This window comes from Streptomyces bluensis, assembly GCF_014650715.1.
In the GTDB taxonomy this organism is placed as follows: domain Bacteria; phylum Actinomycetota; class Actinomycetes; order Streptomycetales; family Streptomycetaceae; genus Streptomyces; species Streptomyces bluensis.
The window spans coordinates 992236-1016743 of record NZ_BMVM01000002.1 but is presented as its reverse complement, the minus strand read 5'-3'; the positions used below and the strand labels follow the sequence as shown (position 1 = coordinate 1016743).

Annotated in this window: 17 protein-coding genes; 8 read left to right on the top strand and 9 right to left on the bottom strand. The window is 71.0% G+C overall.

The features are described from left to right. Positions 1-62 precede the first annotated feature (62 nt). Positions 63-3383, bottom strand: a complete 3321-nt coding sequence (locus tag IE262_RS09620) for a S8 family serine peptidase (RefSeq protein WP_189872722.1) — start codon at positions 3381-3383, stop codon at positions 63-65. A 232-nt stretch (positions 3384-3615) separates the two neighbouring features. On the opposite strand from IE262_RS09620, the gene IE262_RS09615 reads away from it, so the two are divergent. The 3 genes from IE262_RS09615 to IE262_RS09605 all read left to right on the top strand — a co-directional run bounded on the left by IE262_RS09615 (position 3616) and on the right by IE262_RS09605 (position 7352). Further along, positions 3616-4089 (top strand): NUDIX hydrolase, encoded by a 474-nt coding sequence (locus IE262_RS09615; RefSeq protein ID WP_134041718.1) that lies wholly within the window; start codon positions 3616-3618, stop codon positions 4087-4089. A 262-nt stretch (positions 4090-4351) separates the two neighbouring features. Further along, on the top strand, positions 4352-6115 hold the full coding sequence (locus IE262_RS09610; protein WP_189872720.1) for a TIGR03767 family metallophosphoesterase: 1764 nt from the start codon (positions 4352-4354) through the stop codon (positions 6113-6115). Between the two features lie 94 nt (positions 6116-6209). Then, positions 6210-7352: a serine hydrolase domain-containing protein gene (locus tag IE262_RS09605; protein WP_189872718.1), complete on the top strand. Its 1143-nt coding sequence runs from the start codon at positions 6210-6212 to the stop codon at positions 7350-7352. 28 nt (positions 7353-7380) lie between these two features. Here the strand turns inward: IE262_RS09605 and IE262_RS09600 are convergent, their stop codons facing one another. From IE262_RS09600 to pepN, 4 genes are all read right to left on the bottom strand, one after another. Continuing rightward, positions 7381-8406, bottom strand: coding sequence for a PP2C family protein-serine/threonine phosphatase (locus tag IE262_RS09600; RefSeq protein ID WP_134041834.1), 1026 nt, complete (start codon positions 8404-8406; stop codon positions 7381-7383). 250 nt (positions 8407-8656) lie between these two features. Then, the gene (locus tag IE262_RS09595) at positions 8657-9418 is read right to left on the bottom strand and encodes an IclR family transcriptional regulator (protein ID WP_134041712.1); all 762 of its coding nucleotides are present in this window, start codon (positions 9416-9418) and stop codon (positions 8657-8659) included. Between the two features lie 148 nt (positions 9419-9566). After that, positions 9567-10607, bottom strand: coding sequence for a PDDEXK family nuclease (locus IE262_RS09590; RefSeq protein WP_134041710.1), 1041 nt, complete (start codon positions 10605-10607; stop codon positions 9567-9569). Positions 10608-10828: 221 nt separating this feature from the next. After that, a complete protein-coding gene (pepN, locus tag IE262_RS09585) occupies positions 10829-13405 on the bottom strand; it encodes an aminopeptidase N (protein WP_189872714.1) in 2577 nt (858 codons plus the stop codon). Positions 13406-13585: 180 nt separating this feature from the next. Between pepN and IE262_RS09580 the strand changes: the two genes are divergently transcribed. Continuing rightward, on the top strand, positions 13586-14260 hold the full coding sequence (locus tag IE262_RS09580) for a mycothiol-dependent nitroreductase Rv2466c family protein (RefSeq protein WP_189872712.1): 675 nt from the start codon (positions 13586-13588) through the stop codon (positions 14258-14260). Positions 14261-14332: 72 nt separating this feature from the next. Here IE262_RS09580 and IE262_RS09575 read toward each other — a convergent pair whose 3' ends face one another. Then, the gene (locus IE262_RS09575; protein ID WP_189872709.1) at positions 14333-15727 is read right to left on the bottom strand and encodes an amino acid permease; all 1395 of its coding nucleotides are present in this window, start codon (positions 15725-15727) and stop codon (positions 14333-14335) included. 354 nt (positions 15728-16081) lie between these two features. Between IE262_RS09575 and IE262_RS09570 the strand changes: the two genes are divergently transcribed. Then, positions 16082-16675, top strand: a complete 594-nt coding sequence (locus tag IE262_RS09570) for a biotin transporter BioY (RefSeq protein WP_189872707.1) — start codon at positions 16082-16084, stop codon at positions 16673-16675. A 322-nt stretch (positions 16676-16997) separates the two neighbouring features. Here the strand turns inward: IE262_RS09570 and IE262_RS09565 are convergent, their stop codons facing one another. Continuing rightward, positions 16998-18413 (bottom strand): amino acid permease, encoded by a 1416-nt coding sequence (locus tag IE262_RS09565; RefSeq protein WP_134041699.1) that lies wholly within the window; start codon positions 18411-18413, stop codon positions 16998-17000. Between the two features lie 128 nt (positions 18414-18541). On the opposite strand from IE262_RS09565, the gene IE262_RS09560 reads away from it, so the two are divergent. Together IE262_RS09560 and IE262_RS09555 are read left to right on the top strand one after the other, a co-directional pair. Further along, positions 18542-19027, top strand: coding sequence for a ribose-5-phosphate isomerase (locus IE262_RS09560; RefSeq protein ID WP_189872705.1), 486 nt, complete (start codon positions 18542-18544; stop codon positions 19025-19027). Between the two features lie 259 nt (positions 19028-19286). Continuing rightward, positions 19287-20105, top strand: coding sequence for an Fpg/Nei family DNA glycosylase (locus tag IE262_RS09555; protein WP_189872703.1), 819 nt, complete (start codon positions 19287-19289; stop codon positions 20103-20105). A gap of 97 nt (positions 20106-20202) precedes the next feature. Here IE262_RS09555 and IE262_RS09550 read toward each other — a convergent pair whose 3' ends face one another. Then, a complete protein-coding gene (locus IE262_RS09550) occupies positions 20203-21432 on the bottom strand; it encodes a GNAT family N-acetyltransferase (RefSeq protein ID WP_189872700.1) in 1230 nt (409 codons plus the stop codon). 189 nt (positions 21433-21621) lie between these two features. Here IE262_RS09550 and IE262_RS09545 point away from each other — a divergent pair, with 189 nt between their 5' ends. Continuing rightward, positions 21622-22794, top strand: coding sequence for a PP2C family protein-serine/threonine phosphatase (locus tag IE262_RS09545; protein WP_134040513.1), 1173 nt, complete (start codon positions 21622-21624; stop codon positions 22792-22794). A gap of 321 nt (positions 22795-23115) precedes the next feature. Here the strand turns inward: IE262_RS09545 and IE262_RS09540 are convergent, their stop codons facing one another. Continuing rightward, positions 23116-24282 (bottom strand): cation:proton antiporter, encoded by a 1167-nt coding sequence (locus IE262_RS09540; protein ID WP_189872698.1) that lies wholly within the window; start codon positions 24280-24282, stop codon positions 23116-23118. Positions 24283-24508 lie beyond the last annotated feature (226 nt).

Sequence of the window (24508 nt, the reverse complement as noted above, 5' to 3'; positions counted from 1 at the left end):
CCGCATGAGGAAGGGCGGGTGCCCGGATCCGGACGCCCGCCCCACACCCCAAGCGCACGCCCCTACGGCGTGACCTTCTCGATTCGTACGCTCCCGACGCCCGCGGCCGTCCCGCGCGCGTTCACCAGCTGGACCTGGCCGAAGAACTCACGTCCCGCCGGTGCCTCGGCCTGCGCGACGACAGAACCGGAGAACGTCGCCGAGTCGCCCGTGCCGAGCTTCACCGCCGTACCGTCCACCGTGATCTCGCCGAGCGCGGGGGAGAAGTACACGTCGCGGTAGTCGTACGCCGTGGAGCCGGACGGAACCGCGTAGCCCACGACGACCACGGTGTACGTACCGGGGGCCGGCGAGCGCACGGAGACCGACTCCTCCGAGTCGCCGTCGGCGGAGCTGCCCGCCTCGTCGCCCTGCGGGTCGAGGACCACCAGGTCGAGGTCGGCGGCCGGGTCCGAGACGTTGCCGATGGCGACGTCCAGGGACTTGGCGCCCTCGGGGACGTCGACCGTGGTGACCTGCTCGGCGCCCTGCGCGATGGTCGGACGCGCCGACTTGGAGGAGCCGAGCGGGCCGCCCACCAGCTTGCCCTCGACCGGGGCGAGCTCGTTCGTCACCTTCCAGGAGACGGCGGTCGGCGTACCGGCCTTGGCCTCGGGGATCGTCACGACCTCCGGGTCGAAGGCCGCGCCGAGGACGGAGACCTCCAGCGTGTACGGGTTGTCGAGCAGCGGCGACGTACGGCGCGACTCGACCTCGATCTCCCACACACCGGGCTGCGGGTCCGCGTACGCACGCACGTCGGGCTTGCAGCCGTTGCCGCCCACGTAGTTGTTGTAGCAGTACGGGGTGCCGGTGCTGTCCACCGGAACGCCGTACGGGTGGATGGCGATGAAACGGGTCTGGCTCTTGTCCTTCAGCCCGCCGATCGCCACCTCCAGCGTCTTCGCGCCCTCGGGGACGGTCACGAAGTAGGAGTTCGAGCTGTTGCGCTGGACCTCGCCCGACGCCGAGAAGCCGTACTTCAGCGGGGCCGAGACCACGACCGTGTTCAGGACCTGCTTGTCGACGCCCGCGGTCCTCGGGTCGTCGACCTCCAGGATCGCGCTGCGCAGGCCGGAGTACTTCGGCTTGGCGGAGATCTTCACGGTCACCGGCTTGTTCAGCGGCAACGAGACCTCGTCGTCGCCGACGATCCCGAAGGTGTCGCCGCTGTTGTTCTTCAGCCGCAGCTCGTGGCGGATCGCCCGGTCGGCACCCGACGTACGGGTGATCGTGACGTCGTAGGTCTTCTTCTGGCCGACCTTCAGGCCGCCCTCACGGTCGTAGAGGCCCGTGCCGAAGCCCGGGGTCTTCAGGGCGTAGTCGATCGCCGTGTCGACGGGGGCCTTGACGGTGTAGTCGGCCGCCGCGGGGCCCTTCTGGATGACCTTCCACGCGTCGACGACGTCGATCAGGCCCGCGCCCTCCGCGTACGCCTGGACACCGCTGATGTGGCCGGCGGTCGAGGTGAGCGCGGTGCGCAGCTTCGCCGGGGTGAGGGTGATGTTCTTCTGCTGGGCGGCGGAGAGCAGGAGCGCCGAGGCGCCGGCCGCCTGCGGGGACGCCATCGACGTGCCCTGGAGCATCGCGTAGCCGGGCGGCAGCGCGTAGCCCGCCTCGGCGACCGGGGCACCCGACAGCCAGGTCTGGACGGTGTTGATCGCGGCACCGGGCGCGGTCAGCGTCGGCGTGAAGCCGCCGTCCTCACGCGGGCCGCGCGAGGAGAAGGGCATCATCGCGTACTTCTTCTCCACGGCCGAGCCGTAGTTGGCGGCCCAGGTCTCCTTGGAGATGGACGCGCCGACCGAAATGACCTTGTCGGCGAGACCCGGGTCGCCGATCGTGTTGGCGCCGGGGCCGGAGTTGCCGGCCGAGATGACGAGCTGCACGCCGTACGTGTCGATCAGCCGCGTGTACAGCTCGGCCCGCGCGTTGTTGCCGTCGTTGAGGGCGGGCAGTCCGCCGATGGACATGTTGACGATGTCGACGCCGCGGTTGGCGACGAGGTCGATCATGCCTTCGGTGAGCGCGATGTTGGTGCAGCCGGGGCCGAACTGGCAGGCCCGGGAGGAGACGAGCTTCGCGCCGGGGGCGGCGCCGTTCATCCTGCCGCCGAACAGGCCGTTCGCGGCGGTGATGCCGGCGACGTGTGTGCCGTGCTCGCTCGCTATGAGGCCGATGTTCACGAAGTCGGCCTTCTTGCCGACCCAGTCGCCGCCCTTCGGGTCGGTCGGCACGTCCTTGCGGATCTCGACGACGAACGGCTGGCGCTCGGCGACCGCGGTCGCCGGGTCGTCGGTGCCGAAGTACCCGATCTGGTAGCCGTCCTTGTACGGCTTCATCGGCTTGTCGTCGGTGAAGTCGTTGTTGCCGTTCACATCGACGGTGACCGTGCCGGCCGCCGCGTCGTACAGCACGCCCCAGGTGTCGGTGGTGTCGCCGTCGCGGTTCACGTCGCCCGCCGCGTCACCGCCCGCCGTGACGGACTCCCGGAACAGGTTGATCTTGTACGAGCCCGGGGGCGCCGTCCATGTCCTGCTGCCGTAGGTGAAGGTGGGTCCGGAGACGGAGTCCGTCATCATGCGCCAGCTGCCGTCGCCGTCCACGATCGGGTCGGTCGCGGTCACCCAGTCGACGATCTTCCGCTCACCGGTGGTCGTCTTCTGCAGCGCGGGGTGCGCGAGGTCCACACCGGAGTCGAGGATGCCGATGGTGATGCCCCGGCCGTCCGCCTTCGGGTTGTCCTTCACGAACTCGACGGCGCCCGTCTCGAAGGACGGGTTGTACGGGTTCTCGGCGGGCGTGTTCCTGTCGGGCGCCGGATAACTCCCGGCCGTGAGCTGCTCCTTGGCGGCCGCGGCGCCCTTCGCGGTGTCGGCACCCGGCGTCGGGTCGTCGAGCGGGATCTCCTGCCGCAGATCGATGCCGTGCACGGAGGAGAGCTTCGCGGCGGCCGCGATGGCCGAGTCCGCGTACTTCGTGGGCACCGTGGCCCGGACGTAGCCGAGCTTGTCGTAGACACGGCCCACCGAGCCGCCCTTGACGGCGTCCAGCTGCCCGGCTACCTCCTCGGTCCTGCCGGGCGCCGTGGCGATCATCATGGTGACGTTCTTGTCGCCGTCCGCCTTGGCCTCGGCGAGCAGGTCGGCGTCGGACGAACCGAGCTTGTCGTCGGCGGACTTGACGCCACCGTCGGTCGGTACGGCGGTGCCGGGGGCGTCCGCGGAGAAGGCCGCGGGTATCGGGCCGGCCGCGGAGAGCGCGGCCACCAGTCCCGCGGCCACCGCGATACGGGCCACGCGTCTCGCACCCGATATCGGGGCGCGCTGTGGGGTGTGGGTCATCTGCATCCCTTGTGCGTAAAGGTGTGCGTAAAGGAACGATCGAGGGTCCGAATGATCGCTCAGCCTTGCGCATGAGGGGCCTGTTTGGGGAGAGTCCGGCGGCGGTGCAGGGGGAATCATGGGGAAATCCCCGCACACGCCCCGGAGTTGAAGACGGTTGATAGTGGGATATGTCCGTCAACTTTCCCTGATTCGATCGTCTGCCCGTTGGTTCTGTAGGTAACGTCTCTGCATGCGCGAGGAGTTGAGAGTGGCGGCGTACGCCGTGTGTGTACGGGACGGGCAGCTGCTGCTGGCCCGCTGGGTGGCCGGTGACGGCAGCAAGCGCTGGACGCTGCCCGGCGGCGGCATGGACCACGGCGAGGACCCGTACGACACGGTGATCCGCGAGGTCGAGGAGGAGACGGGCTACGCGGCCGAGCCGACCGCGCTCCTCGGCGTGGACTCCAACAGGCGCCAGTACCCGCGCCGCCTCGGCACGGTCGCCGACTTCCACGGTCTGCGCATCGTCTACGAGGCCCGCGTCACCGGCGGCGACCTCCGCCACGAGACGAACGGCTCCACCGACATGGCGGCCTGGCACCCGCTCGACACCGTGCCCTCCCTGGACCGGGTCGGCCTGGTTGACGTCGGCCTCGGCCTGTGGCGCGAACGCCCGCCCTCCGGGCACCTGGAGGGACGGGTGCCGGACGCGCCGCGAGGATAGGCGTCACGCCCTGCCGTACCCCGCCGTACCCCGCGAAGTGAACACGGAGTGACCGCCGGCCTTCCGGCTCCCTTACGTTCGGGAAGCCTTCGCGAACGCGCAGGGTGGCCCAAGATCCACGTACGGTGATCGGTGCTGCCCGTTGCCGTCCAGTTCACGTGCAGGCCATCCCCGGTGCCAACGATCCAGTGAGAGCGGACTGTTCGCCTGCCGAGCCGTCCGTGACCATCACTGACGCGTTTGCACTCGGGGAGATCGCGCCATGTCGCGCCTACGCTCTGTCGCCGCCGCTGCCACCGCTCCTGACCGTCGTGCCTTCCTCGCCGCCACCGGCGCGGTGAGCCTCTCGGCGGGCATCGGCCTCGCCCTGCGGCCCGGCTCCGAGACCCCGGCGCGTGCCACCGCCGGGGACGCGTCCGCGGTCTCCCTGTCCTCCCGCCAGGCGCCGGCCGCGCCCCTGGCGCCGTACACGCGCGGCACGACCCTCGGCTCGGTCGCGGCGCCCCGTGGCGGCTCCGGCTACCGGCGGCTCGGTGACGGCCCGGCCTGGAAGCGCGTCGTCCGCGGCGACCTGGCCACCCCCGGGTCCGGCCGTGAGAGTCGCCGTACGGCCCTCGCCGCCTTCGTCCAGTTCACCGACCTGCACGTGGTGGACGTCCAGCACCCGCTGCGGTACGAGTACCTGCGCGCCCAGACGTCGAGCGCCTGGCGTCCCCAGGAGGCGCTGTCGGTGGCGGGCGCGGTCTCGCTCGTCGAGCGGGTCAACGCGCTGCGGGGAGCACCCGTCACCGGCTCCCCGCTCCACTTCGTGATGACGACCGGCGACAACACCGACAACAACTCCCGCACCGAGCTGGACTGGTTCCTGAAGGTGATGAGCGGTGGCCGCATCGCCCCCAACTCCGGTGACCCGCGCCGCTACGAGGGCGTCCAGGACAGCGGTCTGAAGCTGTACTGGCAGCCGGACGCGGCCCTGCGCGACGCCGACAAGCAGCTCGGGTTCCCGCACATCGAGGGCTTCCTCGCGGCCGCGATCCGCGAGGTGAACAGCCCCGGCCTGAACCTGCCCTGGTACTCGACGGTCGGCAACCACGACTCCCTGCCCGGCGGCTGCTACGCCCCCGGCGACTCCTTCTTCGCGGAGTTCGCGGTCGGCGGCCGGAAGCTGATGACGCTGGACGAGCAGGCCGGCAAGGCGATCTGGGACAACGTCAGGACGGGCGGCGACCCCCGGGGCGCCGACTGGAAGGCCATGCTCACGTCCCAAACCCGGCAGATGCGTGCGGTCACACCGGACGAGAACCGCGCCCCCTTCACCCCGCTGGAATACCTCAAGGCCCACCTGGACCCGGCCCACACCGGCCCCGGACCGGTCGGCCACGGCTACTCGCAGGCGAACGTGGACGCCGGCACCCAGTACTACACCTTCCGCATCGCCGACGACGTCATCGGCATCAGCCTCGACTCCACCGACCCCGGCGGCCACTACGAGGGCTCGCTGGGCACGGCCCAGCTGAAGTGGCTGGAGCGCACGCTGAAGGAACACGGCAAGGACGGCTCGTACGCGATCGTCTTCAGCCATCACACCAGCCGCACGATGCGCAACCTCCGCGAGGACCCCGCCCACCCGGGCGAGGCCCGCCACGGCGGCGAGGAGGTCCTCTCCCTCCTCGGCCGCCACCCGGGCGTCCTGGCCTGGGTGAACGGCCACAGCCACCGCAACCGGATCACCCCGCACTCGTACCCGGACGGCGGCTCCTTCTGGGAGATCTCGACGGCCTCCCACATCGACTTCCCCCAGCTCGCCCGCGTCATCGAGCTGGTGGACAACGAGGACGGCACGCTCTCCCTGTTCACCACGCTCGTCGAGTCGGCGGCCCCGCACACCACGGACTTCGCCGACCTCTCCCAGACCGGCCTCGCGTCCCTGTACCGCGAACTGTCCTTCAACGCCCCCGGCTCCCGCACGGACCTCTCCGGCACGCCGGAGGACCGGAACGTGGAACTGGTGTTGCGCAAGGGCTGAAAGCAGCTCAACCATCGCATGCCGGTCAACCCTCGCCCGGCGCTCCGGGGTCCCCCTTCCCGACCGAACTCATCGGAACAAGGGGGAACCAGTCATGTCAGTACGTACGGGACTCGTCGCCGCGACCGCGCTCGCGGCAGCCGTGGCCATGGCCGTTCCGGCGGCCGCGGCGCCCGCCGGGGTCGAGAGGGCTGGCCACAGCGCGACCCAGGAGGCCATGGACGCGGCCGTGAGGGACGGCGTCCCGGGCGTGACGGCCCGCGCGAAGGACGCCCGCGGCGTCTGGAAGGCCACGTCGGGCGTGGGCGACCTCAGGACGGGCAAGCCGCGTTCGGCCGAGGACCGCTACCGGGTGGGCAGCGTCACCAAGACGTTCGTGGCGACGGTACTGCTCCAGCTGGAGGCGGAGGGAGAGCTGTCGCTGGACGACAAGGTCGAGAAGTGGCTGCCGGGCGTGGTCCGCGGCAACGGCCACGACGGCAGGAAGGTCACGCTCCGCCAGCTCCTCAACCACACCAGCGGGATCTTCAACGTCACCAAGGACGAGACCTTCATCGAGAGGTACTTCGCGAAGGACGGCTTCTTCAACCACCGCTACGACACGCTGACCCCGGAGGACCTCCTGGGGTACGCCATGAAGCACAAGCCCGACTTCGCTCCCGGCACGTCCTGGAACTACTCGAACACGAACTACGTCCTGGCCGGCATGGTGATCGAGAAGGTCACGGGCCACTGGTTCGGCGACGAGATCGACGCCCGCGTCATCAAGCCCCTCGGCCTGGGAGCCACGAGCGTCCCCCGCACCGACCCCACGATGCCCCGCCCCAGCAGCCGGGCGTACGGCAAACTCGCCCGCACCACCACCGGCCCGACGTACGACGTCACCGAGTGGAACCCCACGCTCGCCTACGCGTCGGGCAGCATGATCTCCAACTCGGCGGACCTCAGCCGCTTCTACACGGCACTCGTGCGCGGGCGCCTGCTCCCGGAGAAGCAGCAGAAGGAGCTGACGACCACGGTCGACACCGACGACCCGAAGCGGCACTACGGCCTGGGCCTCACCGACGTCGAGCTGAGCTGCGGAATCCACGTCTGGGGCCACGGCGGCGAGGCCTACGGCACCCAGGCGGTCGCGGTGACGACGGCCGACGGCCGCCACTCCCTCGCCTTCAACTTCAACGGGGACTGGTCGGGCGACAGTGGGGCGGTGATGGAGGCGGAGTTCTGCGGCGAGTAGAGCCGGGGCGCGCGGCGCCCGCGCTTGCTCAGGACACCGCCGGTTCCGGCACGGGCGGCTTGCGGAGCAGGAGCAGCGCCGCGTCGTCGTGCAGCCGGCCGCCCACGTGCTCCAGCAGTTCGTCGTGGAGTGCGGTGAGGGTGCGTGCCGGCTCGTCGGACACGTGGCGCGCCAGCCCTTCGGCGAGCGGGTAGAACTCGCCGCCGTGGTCGCGGGCCTCGGTGACCCCGTCGGTGTAGAGCAGCAGCTGGTCCCCTCGGCCGAAGGGCAGCACCTGGAGGCTGGGGGTCTCGCTCGTGAGGGCGCGCAGCCCGAGGGGCGGAGCCGGATGGGTGGGCTCCGCCGCCACGACGCTGCCGGACGCGCGGACCAGCAGCGGGGGCGCGTGTCCGCAGTTGACCAGCTCCAGCTGGCCTGCCTGCGGGTATCCGGCGACCACGGCGGTGACGAAGTCGTCGCCGTCGAGGTTGCGTGTCAGGCTCCGCTCGATCCTGCCGACGACGGCGAGGAGATCGGGCTCGTCGTAGGCGGCCTCCCGGAAGACGCCGAGCACGAGTGCGGCGGTCTCCACGGCCGGCAGCCCCTTGCCGCGCACATCGCCGACGATCAGCCTGACCCCGTGCGGGGTGGGCACCAGTGCGTAGAGATCCCCGCCGATACGGGCCTCCGCCGCCGCGGCGCTGTAACGGACGGCCACCTGGAACGGGCCGACCCGCTCCGGTACGGGTTTGAGCAGCGCGTGCTGGGCGGCCTCGGCGACCGAGCGGACGGCCGCGAGGACCCGTTCGCGACGCCTGAGCACCGCGCTGGACATGCTGCTCGCCAGGGTGACGACCGTCAGCGCGGAGAGCACGGCGGCCAGCTCGCGGTTCGGAGCGCTGTCGTGGATGCCGAGCGTCGTGCCCAGCCCGGTGGCGAGGAGACCGACGCAGAGGACTCCGTGCGGCCCGCAGGTGGTGGCGGCCAGCGCGGGACCGGCCGCGAGCAGGGGCAGCAGTATCCTCCCGCCTCCGCCGAGGAGGCCGACGAGCACGACGACGGAGACGATCAGCACGGGCAGGACGGGCGTGCCGGCGGCCACTCGTGCGGCGGCGCGTTTACGGGCCGACGCCCCGGGGTCTGTTCCCCGCTGTCCCCGCTTCCGGAACGGCCGTGCCGTCCGGCGGCCGGCGCCGGCATGGTCTCGGGCCTGGCTCATGCTGTGCCGCAGTCCTCACCTGTTGCGTGGTACGCGAAACGCGCTTCCGAAATGTCTGCTTCCTCCAGGAAAATGCTTCGGGCGGGAAGGTGCAAGGAGGAGATTTTCAGATAGTGAACGAAAGTCCCCTGGTCACGCGACACGCGGTCGGGATCAGCCGGGCCCGGATCTCCTCGATCTGGGGGCGGCGCTCCGCCCGCAGGGAGACGCCGAGCGAGCCGAGCGTGTCCCCGCTGTAGACGGGCACGGCGATGCAGACCGTGCCGAGAATGTACTCCTCCAGATCCGTGACGGCCGGTGCCACGGGTGAGGAGTCGAGACGCCGGAGCAGTTCCGGAGGGCTGGTGATGGTCCGCGGGGTGAGGTCGACGAGGGGGTGCCGGGAGAGGTAGTCCCTGCGGGAGTCGTCGTCGAGTTCCCGGAGTACGGACTTGCCCAGCGCGGTGGCGTGCCCGGCCTCCTCGAAGCCCACCCAGATGTCGACCCGTGGCGCCTTGGGGCCGTCGACGATCTCGGCGACCCGGATCTCGCCCTCCTCGTAGAAGGTGAGGTAGGCGGCGGTCATCAGCTCGTCCCGCAGAGCGGCGAGCGTGGGACGGACCCGGCCGAGCAGCTCCTGCCCGCGGCCCGTGGTGTGCAGGGTCCGCAGCCGGTCGCCCAGGACGAAACCGCCGTCGTCCAGCTTGCGCACGTATCCGTCGTGGAGCAGCGTCCGCAGCAGGTGGTAGGCGGTGGCCAGGGGCAGCCCCGTGTCACGCGCCAGCTGCTTCGCCGGCGCACCGTTCTCGTGCGCGCCCACCGCCTCCAGCAGACGGAAGGCCCGCTGCACGGACGTGATGAGCGTGGGGCCGTCTCGTGGAGCACCCATAGGACCAGCGTGCGCCGGGCGCACGACGCAGGCAAGGCCCGCACTCCGCGAACGCCCCAGCTCATGCGGAGGGGCCGCCGAAGTGGATCCGGCGGCCCCTCCGCTCCCCTCCTGATGCCCGCGCCCGATGCCCCGCGCCCGTGGGCGCTCAGCGGGGGAGCACCACGACGTACGCCGCCGGCTCGCGGTCCGCCGAGGCCATCAGGGCCGTGCGGACGATCGCGGCCTGCTGCTCCGGGGACTCACGGAGCTTCCTCGGGGTGATGTGGACGACCGTGATGCCCAGGCGCTCCAGGGTCTCGCGCTTACGGGCGTACTCCGACCAGAGGGCGTCCTCGTCGTGGCGGGGCCCCCGGGTGTCCAGTTCCACGGCCACCGCGTGCTCCGGCCAGTACGCGTCGAGGCCGCCCAGGTGGGGGCCGCCGGGCAATCGCAGGTCCACGTTCCAGACGGGGTCGGGGAGGCCGTGGTCCGCGACCATGCGGAGCAGCCGGTCCTCGGCGAGCGCCCGGCCCTCGGCCAGGAGGGAGTCGACCGCGCCCACCACGTGCGGGCGGTTCAGCAGCCGGGCCCGCGACAGCTCCCGGACCACCGCGGACGGTTCGGTGTGGCCGCCGCGCACCGCCTCCGTCAGCAGACGGCGAACGGCATCCGCGTCGGCCAGGCCCGCCACCGCGTCGGCCAGGGCCCGCGGAACCGGCGCGACCGGAAGACCGTCGATGGAGACCGGGGTGGGGAGCTCGGGCGTGCGCAGGACGCGGGCGCAGCCCGTGGAGCGCAGTCGGCGCAGACGCGGGACGAGGACGTCGACGTGGTCCAGGGAGAGCAGTGAGGGACCCGAGGTGAACCCGTGCAGGGCGAGGGCGGCCAGGCCCGTGATCACCGCGTCCGGGACGGGGCCGTGCGGCGTGCCGGCGCCCGGCTGCGCGGGCACCCCGGCCGCGTCCCGGGAGCGGCCCGCGTACAGCAGGACCGCGTGGAGGCGCTCCTGAGGCGTGGCCGGGCCCGGGTGCAGCAGGTACACGCCCGGCAGGATCTGCTGCCAGGGCCCGCCGGGGCGGCACTGCTCGCTCGTCTCGGCCGGAGTGACACCGAGTCCGCGCAGCTGAGCGGTGGTCCGCACGCGGCCCCGGATGCCGGTGAGGCGGTGCAGCGGGTGGGAGTGGGGGGAGAGCGGCGTGTTGTTCATGACCCGCAGATTCCCGTGTGCGCTCCGCCCTTGAACCGTTGTTACACGCTCGTCGTCATATGCGGACAAGGCGGCGCTAAAGTACGCACGTTCGAGTGCCGAGAGTGGCTGGTCCGGATGGGGAACGGTAAAGGTTACGGCTCCGAATACCTGAATTTCGTAACCGCCCGCGGGGGCACCCGCGTCAACCTGCCGTGCCCCCGCGGGCGGCTCACCGACGGCTACGTCGCGGCCGCCGCGTCACACGCCTGGCCCCGCAGTGCCCGCGCCAGGTCGTCCCGTGCCTCCAGGACCAGCCTCCGCAGCGCCGGCGGCGCGTCCTCGTGCGCCGACAGCCAGGCGTCGGTGGCGTCCAGGGTGGCCGGGGAGTCCTGGAGCGACGGGAACAGCCCGCTCACCACGTGCATGCCGATCTGGATCGACCGCTGGGCCCAGACCCGCTCGATCGCCGCGAAGTACTTCTCCGCGTACGGCGCCGTCAGCTCCCGCTGGGACGGCCGGGAAAAGCCCGCGATCGTCGCCTCGACCAGGGCGTTGGACAGCGCCTCCGACTCCACCACCGACGCCCACGCCTGCGCCTTCACCGCGGCCGAGGGGCGGGCGGCCAGGCAGCGGACCTGGTGCCGCTTGCCGGACGCCGTGTCGTCGCGGGCCAGTTCGGCCGCGAGCACCGACGCGTCGGCCACCCCGTGTGCCGCCAGCGGCTCCAGGAACGCCCAGCGCAGCTCCTGGTCCACCTCCAGCCCGTCGATCTTGGCCGTACCCTCCAGCAGGCCCCGCAAGAGCTGGAGTTCCGGCTCCCCCGACGCCACGGTGGCGACGAAGCGCGCCCAGGCGAGCTGGTGCTGGCTGCCGGGCTCGGCCAGCTTCAGCTCCCGTACGGCTCCGTCCGCGAGCAGCCGGCCGCCCTCCTCACGCCACTCGGGCGCCGCGTAGTGGGTGAGCGCGGCACCGGCCCAGGCGTGCAGCATCTGCAGCACGCCGATGTCGGACTCCCGGCCCGCGAACCGCAGCACCAGGTCGACGAAGTCCCGCGCCGGCAGGATCGCGTCCCGCGTCAGGTTCCACAGCGCCGACCAGCACAGCGCCCGCGCCAGCGGGTCGGTCACCTCCCCCAGGCGGGCGCGGAGCGTCGCCAGCGAGGTGTCGTCGAAGCGGATCTTGCAGTACGTGAGGTCCTCGTCGTTGACCAGCACCAGCTCCGGCGCCTGGGCCCCCGCCAGCTCGCCGACGACCGTGCGCGGCCCGTCGACGTCCACCTCGGCGCGCGCGTACCGCTCCACGGCACCCCCGGCCACCCGCCGGTACAGGCCCACGGCCACCCGGTGCGGCCGCAGCCCGGGGTGCGACCGCGGGGCCTCCTGCACGATCGCCAGCTCACCGACGCGGCCCTCGGCGTCCAGCACCACCCGCGGCGTGAGCGAGTTGACCCCGGCGGTCTGTAGCCACGCCCGCGACCAGGCGGCCATGTCCCGCCCGGACGTCTCCTCCAGCACCGACAGCAGGTCACCCAGGCGCGTGTTGCCGTACGCGTTCCGCTTGAAGTACCGCCGGGCGCCCTCCAGGAAGGCGTCCCGTCCGGCGTACGCGACGAGCTGCTTCAGCACCGAGGCGCCCTTGGCGTAGGTGATGCCGTCGAAGTTGAGCTTCGCGTCCTGAAGGTCACGGATGTCGGCCGTGACGGGGTGCGTGGAGGGCAGCTGGTCGGCGCGGTACGCCCAGGACTTGCGGTTGTTGGCGAAGGTGATCCAGCCGTCGGTGAACCGGGTCGCCTCGACCATCGAGAAGGTGCCCATGAAGTCAGCGAAGGACTCCTTCAGCCACAGGTCGTCCCACCACACCATGGTCACCAGGTCGCCGAACCACATGTGCGCCATCTCGTGCAGCACGACGTTCGCCCGCCGCTCGTACGACGCCTGCGTCACCTTGCCCCGGAAGATGAACTCCTCGCGGAACGTGACGAGCCCCGGGTTCTCCATCGCGCCGAGGTTGTACTCCGGCACGAAGGCCTGGTCGTACTTCCCGAAGGGGTACGGGTAGTCGAAGTGGTCGTGGAAGAAGTCCAGGCCCTGCCGGGTGACGAGGAAGACGTCGTCGGCGTCGAAGTACGGGGCGAGACCCTTGCGGCACATCGCGCCGAGGGGGATCTCCAGCCGCGTACCGTCCTCGAAGGTCCGCTCGTAGGTGTCCGTCACATAGTGGTACGGCCCCGCCACGACCGCTGTGATGTACGTCGAGATCGGCTTGGTCTCCGCGAACCGCCACACCCCGTCCTGCTGCTCGCCGGTCCCGTTGCTCCAGACCGTCCAGCCCTCCGGCGCCCGCACCTCGAAGCGGAAGGGCGCCTTCAGGTCCGGCTGCTCGAAGTTCGCGAAGACGCGGCGGGAGTCGGCCGGCTCGTACTGGGTGTAGAGGTAGACCTCGCCGTCCTCGGGGTCGACGAAGCGGTGCAGCCCCTCGCCGGTGCGCGAGTAGGCGCACTGGGCGTCGACGACGAGCTCGTTGTCGGCCGCCAGGTCCTCCAGGACGATCCGCGCACCGTCGAAGACCTCGCTCGGATCCAGGTCCCTGCCGTTGAGGGAGACCGCCGTCACGCTCGGCGCGACCAGGTCGGCGAAGCTGGTGGCGCCCGGGTCGGCGCAGCGGAAGCGGATCGTGGTGACCGAACGGAACGTGCGCGGTTCGCCCCCCGTGTCGCCCACGGCGGAGCGCACGTCGAGCGATACCTCGTACCCGTCGACGGACAGCAGTGCGGCCCGCTCCTGGGCCTCGTCGCGGGACAGATTCTCACCGGGCACGGGCGGCACTCCCTAGGGGTGGTGTTCGGCATACGGACAGGCCGATCCTGCCATGCGCCCCCGGGACCGGACAGCGGGGCGCAGTGCGCGGCGCGCACGGCGAGGGCGCGGGCCCGGGGCGGGAATGGTGCGGGCGTGCGCCGGTGTTGCCACGGAAAACGACCACTTACTAGGAGAGCCATGTCCGAGCAGTCCTCCGCGCAGTCCACCGGGGCGGCCTCCGGCAAGACCCCCGTCGACTTCTGGTTCGACCCGCTGTGCCCCTGGGCCTGGATGACCTCGCGGTGGGTCCTGGAGGTGGAGAAGGTCCGGGACATCAAGGTCCGCTGGCATCTGATGAGCCTCGCGGTCCTGAACGAGAACAAGCTGGACGAACTGCCCGAGGAATACCGCGAGATGCTCGAAACCAAGGCGTGGGGTCCCGTACGGGTGGTCATCGCCGCCCGGCAGGAGCACGGCGCCGAGGTGCTCGGCGACCTCTACACCGCGCTCGGCACCCGCATCCACAACCAGGGCGAGGGCATTGGGAAGGACGTCGTCGCCCGCGCGCTGAAGGACGTCGGCCTGCCCGAGTCCCTGATGGACCACTGGGACTCCACCCCGTACGAGCCCGAACTGCGGGCCTCCCACAACGAGGGCATCGAGAAGGTCGGCCAGGAGGTCGGCACCCCGGTCATCGCGGTCCCCGGCTCCGACGGCGAGCAGATCGCCTTCTTCGGCCCGGTCGTCACCCCGGCCCCCAAGGGCGAGGAGGCCGCCAAGCTCTGGGACGGCACCCTGATGGTCGCCTCGGTCCCGGGCTTCTACGAGATCAAGCGCACCCGTACCAAGGGCCCGGACTTCAGCAACCTCTGACCGGGCTCCCGCCTGGGTGGGCCCCCGCGTCACGCTCGACCGTCACAGTCTCGCGGGGGCCCACCTCGGCGGTCAGCTCCTGGCGCGAGCCCTCTGCCGCGCGTACCCGAGCGCTGCCAGAACCAGCGTCATCCCGCCCGTCGCGTACAGCTGCACCCGGGTGCCCGGCTCCCGCGCCATCAGGACGAAGATCGCCGCCATGCCCGCGAGCGCGACCCACGTCAGCGCCGGGAACGCCCACATCCGCACGACCAGCTTCTTCGGGGCCTCCCGCTCCAGCCTGCGGCGCAGCCGCAGCTGCGAGACGGCGATGAACACCCAGACGACCAGGATCACGGCGCCGATCATGTTCAGCAGCCAGGGAAAGACGTCGTCCGGCCGCCAGTAGCTCAGCACCACACAGACGAATCCCGACGCACAGGAGGCCAGGACCGCGAACCGCGGCACCCCGCCGGAGACCCGCGCCAGCACCTTCGGGCCCTGCCCCCGTGACACCAGCGAGTACGCGATGCGCGAGGAACCGTAGATGTTGGCGTTCATGGCCGACAGCAGGGCCACGAGGACGACCACGTTCATCAGCTGGGCGGCGCCCGGGATGCCGATGTGTTCGAGGGCGGCGACGTACGGGCCCTTGTCGACGACGGCTTCGGCGTTCCACGGCACGAGGGTGACGACGACCGCCATCGAGCCGATGTAGAAGAGCGCGATGCGCCACATCGCCGTACGGACCGCGCGCGCGACACCACGGACCGGGTCCTCCGACTCGGCCGCCGCGATGGTGACCGTCTCCAAACCCCCGTACGCGAAGACCGAGGCGAGCAGTCCGATGACGAGGCCCTCACTGCCGTTCGGCAGGAAGCCGCCCTCGCCGGTGAGGCGGGAGAGGCCGGGGGAGTCCGTGCCCGGCAGGACCCCGGCGACCGCGAGCACGCCGAGGACCAGGAACAGCGTGATCGCGCCGACCTTGAGCGCGGCGAACCAGAACTCGAACTCGCCGAAGTTCTTCACGGCGGCCAGGTTCGTGACGAGGAACACCACCATGAACAGCGCCACCCAGCCCCACTCGGGCGTGTCGGGCAGCCAGCCGGTCACGATCTTCGCGGCGCCGATGCCCTCCAGGCCGACGGCCGTGCAGAGCAGGACCCAGAAGGCCCAGCCGGCGGTGAAGCCCGCCCACGGGCCGAATGCGCGCTCCGCGTGCGCCGAGAAGGAGCCGGACGACGGATACGCGGCCGACATCTCGCCGAGCATCCGCATCACCAGCATGACGAGCAGACCGGAGAGCGCGTACGCGACGACGATCGACGGCCCGGCGGCGGCGATGCCCGCGCCGGACCCGACGAACAGGCCCGCGCCGATCACCCCGCCCAGCGCGATCATCGACAGGTGACGCTGTTTGAGGCCGTGGGAGAGAGAAGCGTCCGCGGCCGGGGTCTCCGGCGCGGAGTCGAGAGTGCTGCGGGACATGGGTGTTGTGGTCCCCCGGGTGCGAATGGGCAAAACGCCCACAGTCTGGGCGCCCACCGCGCGATACGAGACGGCTGCCCACCATGCGGACATCCCGGACACGGAACGCGACGACTCCCTCACGCCGACGGTTTGGAGGAACCCCACAGTCCTCGCCCGCTCAGCTTTCTCTCCGGCCCTCTCCACCTCAGTGACCGGCGTCACCCCGGAGCACGTGTAACGCACCTCCTTTGTGGGGAGCACATCAAGCGCGCGCTCCTTGCTTTGTCGAGCGCTGACGGTGATCGCGTCCAGGCCCCTGGGATAGCGTCACCGTGTCCCCGACCGTCTCCATCGCCGGAGTGAGCCCCCGCCATGAGCATTGCCGCCGCCACATCCGCCCGCCGCCCCGGCGAAGTCCTCGCCGACCTGCTGCCCGCGTCCCGCGTCCGGGACGTCGCGCTCGTGCTCGGCGGCGCCGCACTCACCGGACTCGCCGCCCAGATCGCGGTGCCGGTACCGGGCTCCCCGGTGCCGGTGACCGGTCAGACCTTCGCGGCGCTGCTGGTGGGTACGGCACTGGGCGCGGGCCGCGGGTTCCTGTCGCTCGCCCTGTACGCGCTGGTCGGTATGGCCGGGGTGCCGTGGTTCGCGGAAGGCGGTTCGGGCTACGCCGCGCCGTCCTTCGGCTACGTCCTCGGCATGCTGCTGGCCGCGACCGTCGTGGGCGCGCTGGCCCGGCGCGGCGGCGACCGCTCGGTCCTGCGCATGGCGGGCACCATGGCCATCGGCGAGTTGATCATCTACGCGGTCGGTGTGCCGTACCTGGCGCTCGCCGCCGACATGTCGCTGACCGCCGCCATCGCGGCCGGCCTCACCCCGTTCCTGATCGGCGACGTGCTGAAGGCCGCGCTGGCGATGGGCGTGCTGCCCACGGCGTGGAAGCTCGCCGACCGCGACCGCACCTGAGTGATCCGCCCCGTCGGTCTGCTCCGTCGACCTTGCTCCGTCGACCTGCTCCGTCGGCCGCAAGGGCCCTGCCGCACCGCGCGGCAGGGCCCTTCGGCGTTCTCAGGCCCGTTCCCGGGCCGGCGCGATCGTGTAGTTCCGCCGGAACATGCCACGGGTCGTACCTCGCCTTCAAAGCACGAGGAACCACCCTTGCCGGTGGCGAAGACCATGTCGTCCTGCAAGGTCACGGGCATGTCCTTCGGTTCTCGTGGGCTGCTCGGTGGGGACGATGTTCGCTGGATTTCCTGACATCCACCGTCAGCCTTACCGCCTTACCGCCTTATCGCGGCCGGCGTACGAGCGAGACCCCGACCACGACCGCCGCGACCAGCAGCGACAGCAGCAGGATGTCGCGGTTGCCGTGCTCGGTGTCGGTCAGCATGTAACCCAGGACGAACAGGATCAGCGCGATGGTCGCCCAGGTCAGGTACGGGTACAGCCACATCCGGACGACCAGCTTCTCCGGCTCCTCACGCTCGATGACCCTCCGCAGCCGCAGCTGGGAGAAACAGATCACCAGCCAGACGAACAGGGCCACGGCGCCGGAGGAGTTGACGAGGAAGAGGAAGACGGAGTCCGGGTAGGCGTAGTTGAAGAAGACCGCCACGAACCCGAAGACGACCGAGGAGAGGATCGCCGCCATCGGCACCCCGCGCGCGTTCGTCCGCGCGAACGCCTTCGGCGCGTCACCGCGTGCGCCGAGCGAGAACGCCATCCGGGAGGCCGTGTAGAGACCGGAGTTGAGGCAGGACAGCACGGACGTCAGCACGATGAAGTTCATGATCTGGCCGGCGTGTGCGATGCCGAGCGAGTCCAGGGCGGCGACGTACGAGCCCTTCTCCTTGATGGACGGGTCGTTCCACGGCAGCAGCGTCACCACGACGAAGATCGAGCCGAGGTAGAAGACGCCGATGCGCCAGATGATGCTGTTGGTGGCCTTGGTGACCGCCCTCCGCGGATCCTCCGACTCACCTGCCGCCAGGGTGGCGATCTCGGTGCCCATGAAGGAGAAGACGACGAGCAGTACGCCGATCAGGATCGCGCCCGGACCGTGCGGCAGGAAGCCGCTGTGGTCGGTGAGATTGGACAACCCGGCCTTCCCGGCGTCGACACCCGGCAGCACCCCGAAGACCGCGAGCCCGCCGACGACGATGAACGCGGCGATCGCGACGACCTTGATCCCCGCGAACCAGAACTCGAACTCGCCGTACGAGCCGACCGAGACCAGGTTGGTGGCGGTCAGCACCACCATCACCATGAGCGCCCACCCCCACTGCGGTACGCCGGGCACCCACCCTTCGAGGATCTCGGCCCCGGCGGTGGCCTCCACGGCGAGCACGACGACCCAGAAGAACCAGTACAGCCAGCCGATCGAGAACCCGGCCCAGCGTCCGAGCGCGCGGTCGGCGTGCGCGGAGAAGGACCCGGACGTCGGGTTGGCGGCCGACATCTCACCGAGCATCCGCATCACGAGGACGACCATCGTCCCCACGAGGGCGTACGACAGGAGGATGCCGGGGCCGGCGGTGGCGATACCGGAACTGGACCCCACGAAGAGGCCGGCGCCGATGACGCCACCTATGGCGATCATGGACAGATGACGGTTCTTGAGCCCGGCCTGGAGGCCGCCGCCGGGCTCTCCGGGGCCGCCTGGGCCGCTTTCGGCCTTCGTCGTGGTGGTCGGCTGCGAAGTCATGGGGGATGCCTACCGTGACCTGACCGAGGCCAACCGCCCGCGCCGCCGTGCCGACAGGCGTGGTGTTGCTCGTTTCCGCTGTCGGGCCCCGGCGGGTCATGGCGAAACCGGCGTGTCACACTCGGATCATGCGCGTCTACCTCGGCTCGGATCACGCCGGCTACGAACTGAAGAATCACCTCGTCGAGTGGCTCAAGGCCGCCGGCCACGAGCCCGTCGACTGCGGGCCCCACATCTACGACGCCCAGGACGACTACCCGCCGTTCTGCCTCCGTGCCGCCGAGAAGACGGCCGCCGACGCCGGTTCCCTCGGCATCGTGATCGGCGGCTCCGGGAACGGGGAGCAGATCGCGGCGAACAAGGTGAAGGGCGTCCGTGCGGCCCTCGCCTGGAGCGTGGAGACCGCTTCGCTGGGCCGCGAGCACAACGATGCCAACGTCATCGCGGTGGGTGCGCGCATGCACACCGAGGAGGAGGCGACGAAGTTCGTCGAGACCTTCCTCAACACGCCTTTCTCCGGTGACGCACGCCACGTCCGCCGCATCGACATGCTGTCGGCGTACGAGACGACGGGCGACCTCCCCCCGATCCCGCCCCACCACCCGCAGCAGTAGCGGCCACCGCCGGCCTCCCTCCGCCTGCGCCGCTCGCAGTCCCAGCCGAGGCCAGGCACCCCCAGCCCGTCCGGCGTCTGAGGACGAGGCCGACCCCCAGCCTGTCCGGCGTTTGAGGACGAGGCCGTTCAGGCCGACAGCGGGGGTCTGGGGGCGGCAGCCCCCAGGAAGGGATGGGACGGGTAGGGGCGGCGGGGGCGAGAAAAACCCCAGGCCTGCCCCACCCCCCGCAAGCAACCACACCCGGAGACACCCCCCCATGCCCGAAGGGCACACCATCCACCGCCTGGCCCAGGACTACGCCGCGGCCTTCACCGGCGGAGCCACCCGCGTCACCAGCCCCCAGGGCAAGTTCACCGACGCCGCAGCCCTCCTCGACGGCACGGAACTCACCACCGCCGAAGCCCACGGCAAGCACCTCTTCCTCCGCTTCGGCCCGGAGACCATCGGGGACTGGATCCACATCCACCTCGGCCTCTTCGGCAAGGTCGCCTTCGGCCCCGCCCCCGCACCCCCGCCCACCGACACGGTCCGCCTCCGCCTCGCGAACGACACGACGTACGTGGACCTCCGCGGCCCCACCACCTGCGCACTGATCACCGACGCCGAGAAGCAGGCCGTACACGACCGCCTCGGCCCGGACCCCCTCCGAACGGACGCCGACCCGTCGGCCGCGTACCGCCGCATCTCCCGCAGCCGTACGACGATCGCCGCCCTCCTCATGGACCAGAAGGTCATCGCGGGCGTCGGCAACGTCTACCGCGCCGAGGTCCTCTTCCGGCACACCATCGACCCGTACCGCCCCGGAAGGGACATCACCCCGGGCGAATGGGAAGCGATGTGGGCCGACCTGGTCGAGCTCATGCGCGAGGGCGTGCGCAACAACCGCATCGACACCGTCCGCCCGGAACACACCCCGGAAGCCATGGGCCGACCGCCCCGCGTCGACGACCATGGCGGCGAGGTGTACGTGTACCGCAGGGCCACGCTGCCCTGCCACATCTGTGGCGGCGAGATCCGCACCGCCGGTCTCGCCGCCCGCAACCTCTTCTGGTGCCCGACCTGCCAACAGAACTGACGGCCGACAGCACTGACCGCCGACAGGACTGACAAGCGGCAGGACTGACAAGCGGCAGGCCCGAACTCAAGGCGGGCGTAGCAGGAACCGCGGCCCCTCAGAACCCGTGCGGCAGCCAGGGCGCCACAGCCGAAGAGAAACCCACCGACGCCTCCGCCAGCGCGCCCTGCCGCAGCTCCCGCACCCGCCCGGCCGCCCCCAGCGACGCCAGGCTCACCCCGCCCAGATACGCCGCCCCCAACTCCCGTACGGACAGGGCGAGATCAGCGGCATCGTCCGTCCGCACACAGCTCGCACCCTTCGCGTCACCGATGAGCCGCCAACGCCCCTCGTTCCAGGGGCAGAACGCGTCCTCGACCTCGAACACCACGTCCACCGGCGCCTGGTACGCCCGCGCCTGAAGCGCCGCGCCCACGTCCACGAGCCGCAGGTACAGCCCGTCCCGCATCCGCACCTGACAGCGCCGGATGTCGGACACCATGTGCAGCCACGGCTCGTCGACCGGCCGTCCGTACGCGACCACCTTCGACGTCAGGTCGATGTCGAAGAGGAACCGCCACAGGGCCGCGTGCGCGGCCGGGTCGAGGGCCTCCAAGTCCCGCAGGTGCACGACGTTCCGGGCACCTGACTCGTCCCAGTCGCTCTTGATACGGAAGCGGGTGTAGCCCACGACCTCCCGGCCCCGCTCGGCCACCACGCACTGCAGCGACGACTGCCCGTCCCGGTCGCTCTCCGGATCCAGCAAGCCCAACCGCTCCCAGCCGGGCTGCCGCGCCAGCATGCCGGGCCGCTCCGGCACCCGCCGCGCGTACACCGCCTCACAGGCGTCGACCACCTCGGCCGGCGCCGCGTACCGCAGGCGCACCTCGTCGGTGCCGGGCGGCACGAACAGCCGTACGCGGGTGGTGTCCACCTCGACGCTGAACTGGTGCGTCGCGGCCTCGTAGCCGAACCGGCCGTAGATCACGGGCTCCGAGGCGGTCAGCACGGCCAGGGGCTCACCCCAGGAGCGTATGTCGTCCAACTGCCGCCGCATCATGGCCCGTAGCAGTCCGCGCCGCCGGTGGGTGGCCGCCACGCTCACCATCGTGATGCCCGCGGCCGGCACCGAGGCGCCGCCCGGGACCGTGATCCGGAAGGTGAACGCGCCCGCCGTGCCCACGCATTGGTCACCGTCCCAGGCGCCGATCGCGCGGTCGTGTTCCGCGAGGCCGTTCCACAGCTCACGCTCCTCGGCCGACTCGGGCACACCGCCGAAGGCACGCACGAAATTGTCGTACCAGGCGTTCCAGTCGGCCTTCCGCAGCACCCGCAAGTCAGTCGCCATACGCCATGCCTACCAGGACGATCCGGGCCGGGCGAACCATTTTGGCCAGGTGTGGGGGCACCATGCCCCGGCCCCTGGCACCCCCTCGTGTGGGATCTGTGTGAGATTCGTCGTGAACCGGCCCTCGGAAGGGGGACAAGTAGGACCTCCTGTGCACAAGAGCTGGTCCGATCGATAGGGTCCCCAGCAATGGCAGCAGGACGAGAGCGGCGCGCGGAGGCCGAGACATTCACGGCCCGGTTGAGGAAACTGGCTCACCGGGTCCGCACCGGCGTGCGTAAATCCGCCGTCGACTACTTCCGGGGGGACGGCTCCGACTGGGTCGCGCTCGCCGGTCTGATGCTGACGATCCCCCTGATCGCCGCGTGCACGATGGCCAACTCGGTATGGGTGTCCCCGGCGGTCCTCGTCCTCCCGATCGTCGCGGGCGGCCTGCTGCTGCGCCCGGCCAGCCTGCTGGCGCTGTACGCGGCTGCCGCGACCGCGCTGATAGTCGAGTCCGTGCAGCTCGGCCCGTATACGGAGGGCCCGTCCCGGGTGACCCCGGGCATCGTGCTCGTCGTCGCGGCCTGCGGCTTCTTCGGCCTCCTCATCGCCCAGTTCCGCAGCCGGGTCGGTGTGCCCTGGCGGCGGGGCGGCACGATGCTCTTCGACCTGCGGGAACGGATCCGGGTGCAGAGCAAGCTGCCGCAGCTGCCGGTGGGCTGGCACCGCGAGATGGCGCTGCGGCCCGCGGGAGGGCAGTCCTTCTCGGGCGACTTCGTGGTGGCGGCCCGTACGAACGGCGGCCGCACCCTGGAGGTCGTCCTCACGGACGTCTCGGGCAAGGGCATGGACGCGGGCTCACGCGCGCTGCTCCTGTCCGGCGCCTTCGGCGGCCTCCTGGGATCGCTCCCACCCCACGCCTTCCTCCCCGCGGCGAACGGCTACCTCCTCCGCCAGGACTGGGACGAGGGCTTCGCGACCTCGATCCACCTCGTCCTGGACCTGGACTCGGGCGACTACGAACTCTTCTCCGCCGGGCACCCTCCGGGGCTCCAACTCAGCGCGGGCAGCGGCCGCTGGGAGGAGAAGGTCGCGGAGGGCCCCCTCCTCGGGGTGTACGACGGCGCGCAGTTCGACCCCGTCAAGGGTTCTCTCCGCCCCGGCGACGTCCTGATGCTCTTCACGGACGGCCTCGTCGAGACCTCCGAACGCGACATCGTCGAAGGCATCGACCGACTCACGGGCGAGGCCGACCGCTATGTCGCCGGCGGTTTCCACGGCGCCGCCTGGCACCTCATCGAAGCGGTGGCCAGAGACGTGAACGACGACCGGGCCCTGCTCCTGATCTCCCGAGAGGGTTCCACGGCCCCCCGCTGACCCGCAGCCCGGAAGAGGGACCGAGGAATGAGCCCCGAAGCGCGGGTCCGGGGGCGCGGACCCGCGCTTCGGGTGCAGGGGGCAGCCCCGGACCCGGGGCGCAGGGGAAGGCAAGCCTCGGTGTCGGGGTGCAGGGGCAGCGCTGGCCAGGGCCGAGCCCCCTGGACCGGGGTCGAAGGGGCGGAGCCCCTGGGCAAGGGACGGGAAGGGGCGGCGGGGGCGAGAAAATCCCCGGGAAACCCGGCAACGAAAACCCCGCGCCCTCGCACCCCCAACCCCCCTCCCTGACGCCCTCGCACCCTCGCACCCCAAGCCCGCCCCCTACCCCACCAACTCGGACACCCTGGTCTCCCGACGCCCTGGGAGAACCCGCGCCAACCAGTGCGACCGGACCGCGGTCAGCGGCCCCAGGACGGCCAGCAGGAGCACATAGCCGGCGATGAAGGGCGACAACCGGGCATCCAGCCCCGCGGCAGCCGCCATCGTCGCGAGGATCAGCGCGAACTCCCCCCGCGCCAGCAACGTCGTGGAGATGTTCGCCGCGGGCCCCGCCCCGAAGGCGTACAGACGCGCCGCCCCCAGCCCCGCCAGCACATTCATCGCCAGCGTCACGGCCACCGCCGCGAGAACGGGCCACAACACCGTCGGAAGATCACCGGGATCGATCGACAGACCGAACGCGAAGAAGAAGATCGCCCCGAAAGCGTCCCGCAGCGGATGCACGAGCCTGCGGATACGCGCCCCCGACGCCGTACTCCCCAGCATCAGGCCCACCATGAAGGCCCCGATCGCGTCCGCCACCCCGAACCACTCCGACACCCCGGCCACGAACACCGCCGCCCCGAGGAAGGAGATCACCAGCAGCTCGTCGTCCCGCGTGGAGAAGAGGCGCCCGATCACACGCGTACCGAAACGCGCCACCAGCGCGAGGAGCAGCAGGAACCCGAACGCCTTGCCCGCGTCCAGCACCGCCGACGACAGCGAGTCCGCCCCGGACAGGATCGGCTGCAAGGCCGCGAGGTACAGGGCGAGGAAGATGTCCTCGACGACGATGATCCCGAGAATCGGCTTCGTCTCCTGGTTGCCGAGCCTCCCCGTGTCCACCAGCACCTTGGTGACGATCGCGGACGACGAGATGCCGAGCACCCCGGCGAGGACGAGCGCCTCGGAGGTGCCCCATCCGAGGGCGAACCCGAAGGCCAGGCCCGCGCCCACGTTCAGCGCGAGATACGTGCCCCCGGCGAGCGCCATCCGGCGTCCGCCCGCCTTGAGGTCGTCCAGGTGGAACTCCAGACCCAGGTAGAAGAGGAGCAGTACCAGGCCGAGCGCGGAGAGCATCTCCATGTCGTGCGGGTCCGAGACGAGCACGACGCCGGGCGTGTGCGGGCCGAGCAGGATCCCGGCCAGGATGAAGAGGGGAATGGTGGGCAGTCCGATGCGCCCGCCGAGGCGTGCGAGGACAGCGGCGGCGAGGAATGCGCCGCCCATGGCGATGAGGGTGTCTGCGTGTCCGATGGGCTCGTCCTCCAGTTCGACCAGTCGGGCTGGTATGGCAAATGCAGCAAAGGAAGCGTCAAGAACGCGTCAATAGTTACTTTACCAAAGTATTCGGAGCGAGCGGAGTTATCCACAGGCGGAGTCGCCCACAGCCCGCAGACCCCTGGACGCACACAGACGAAAGCCTCCTCGGCCTGACGGCCGAGGAGGCAAAGGG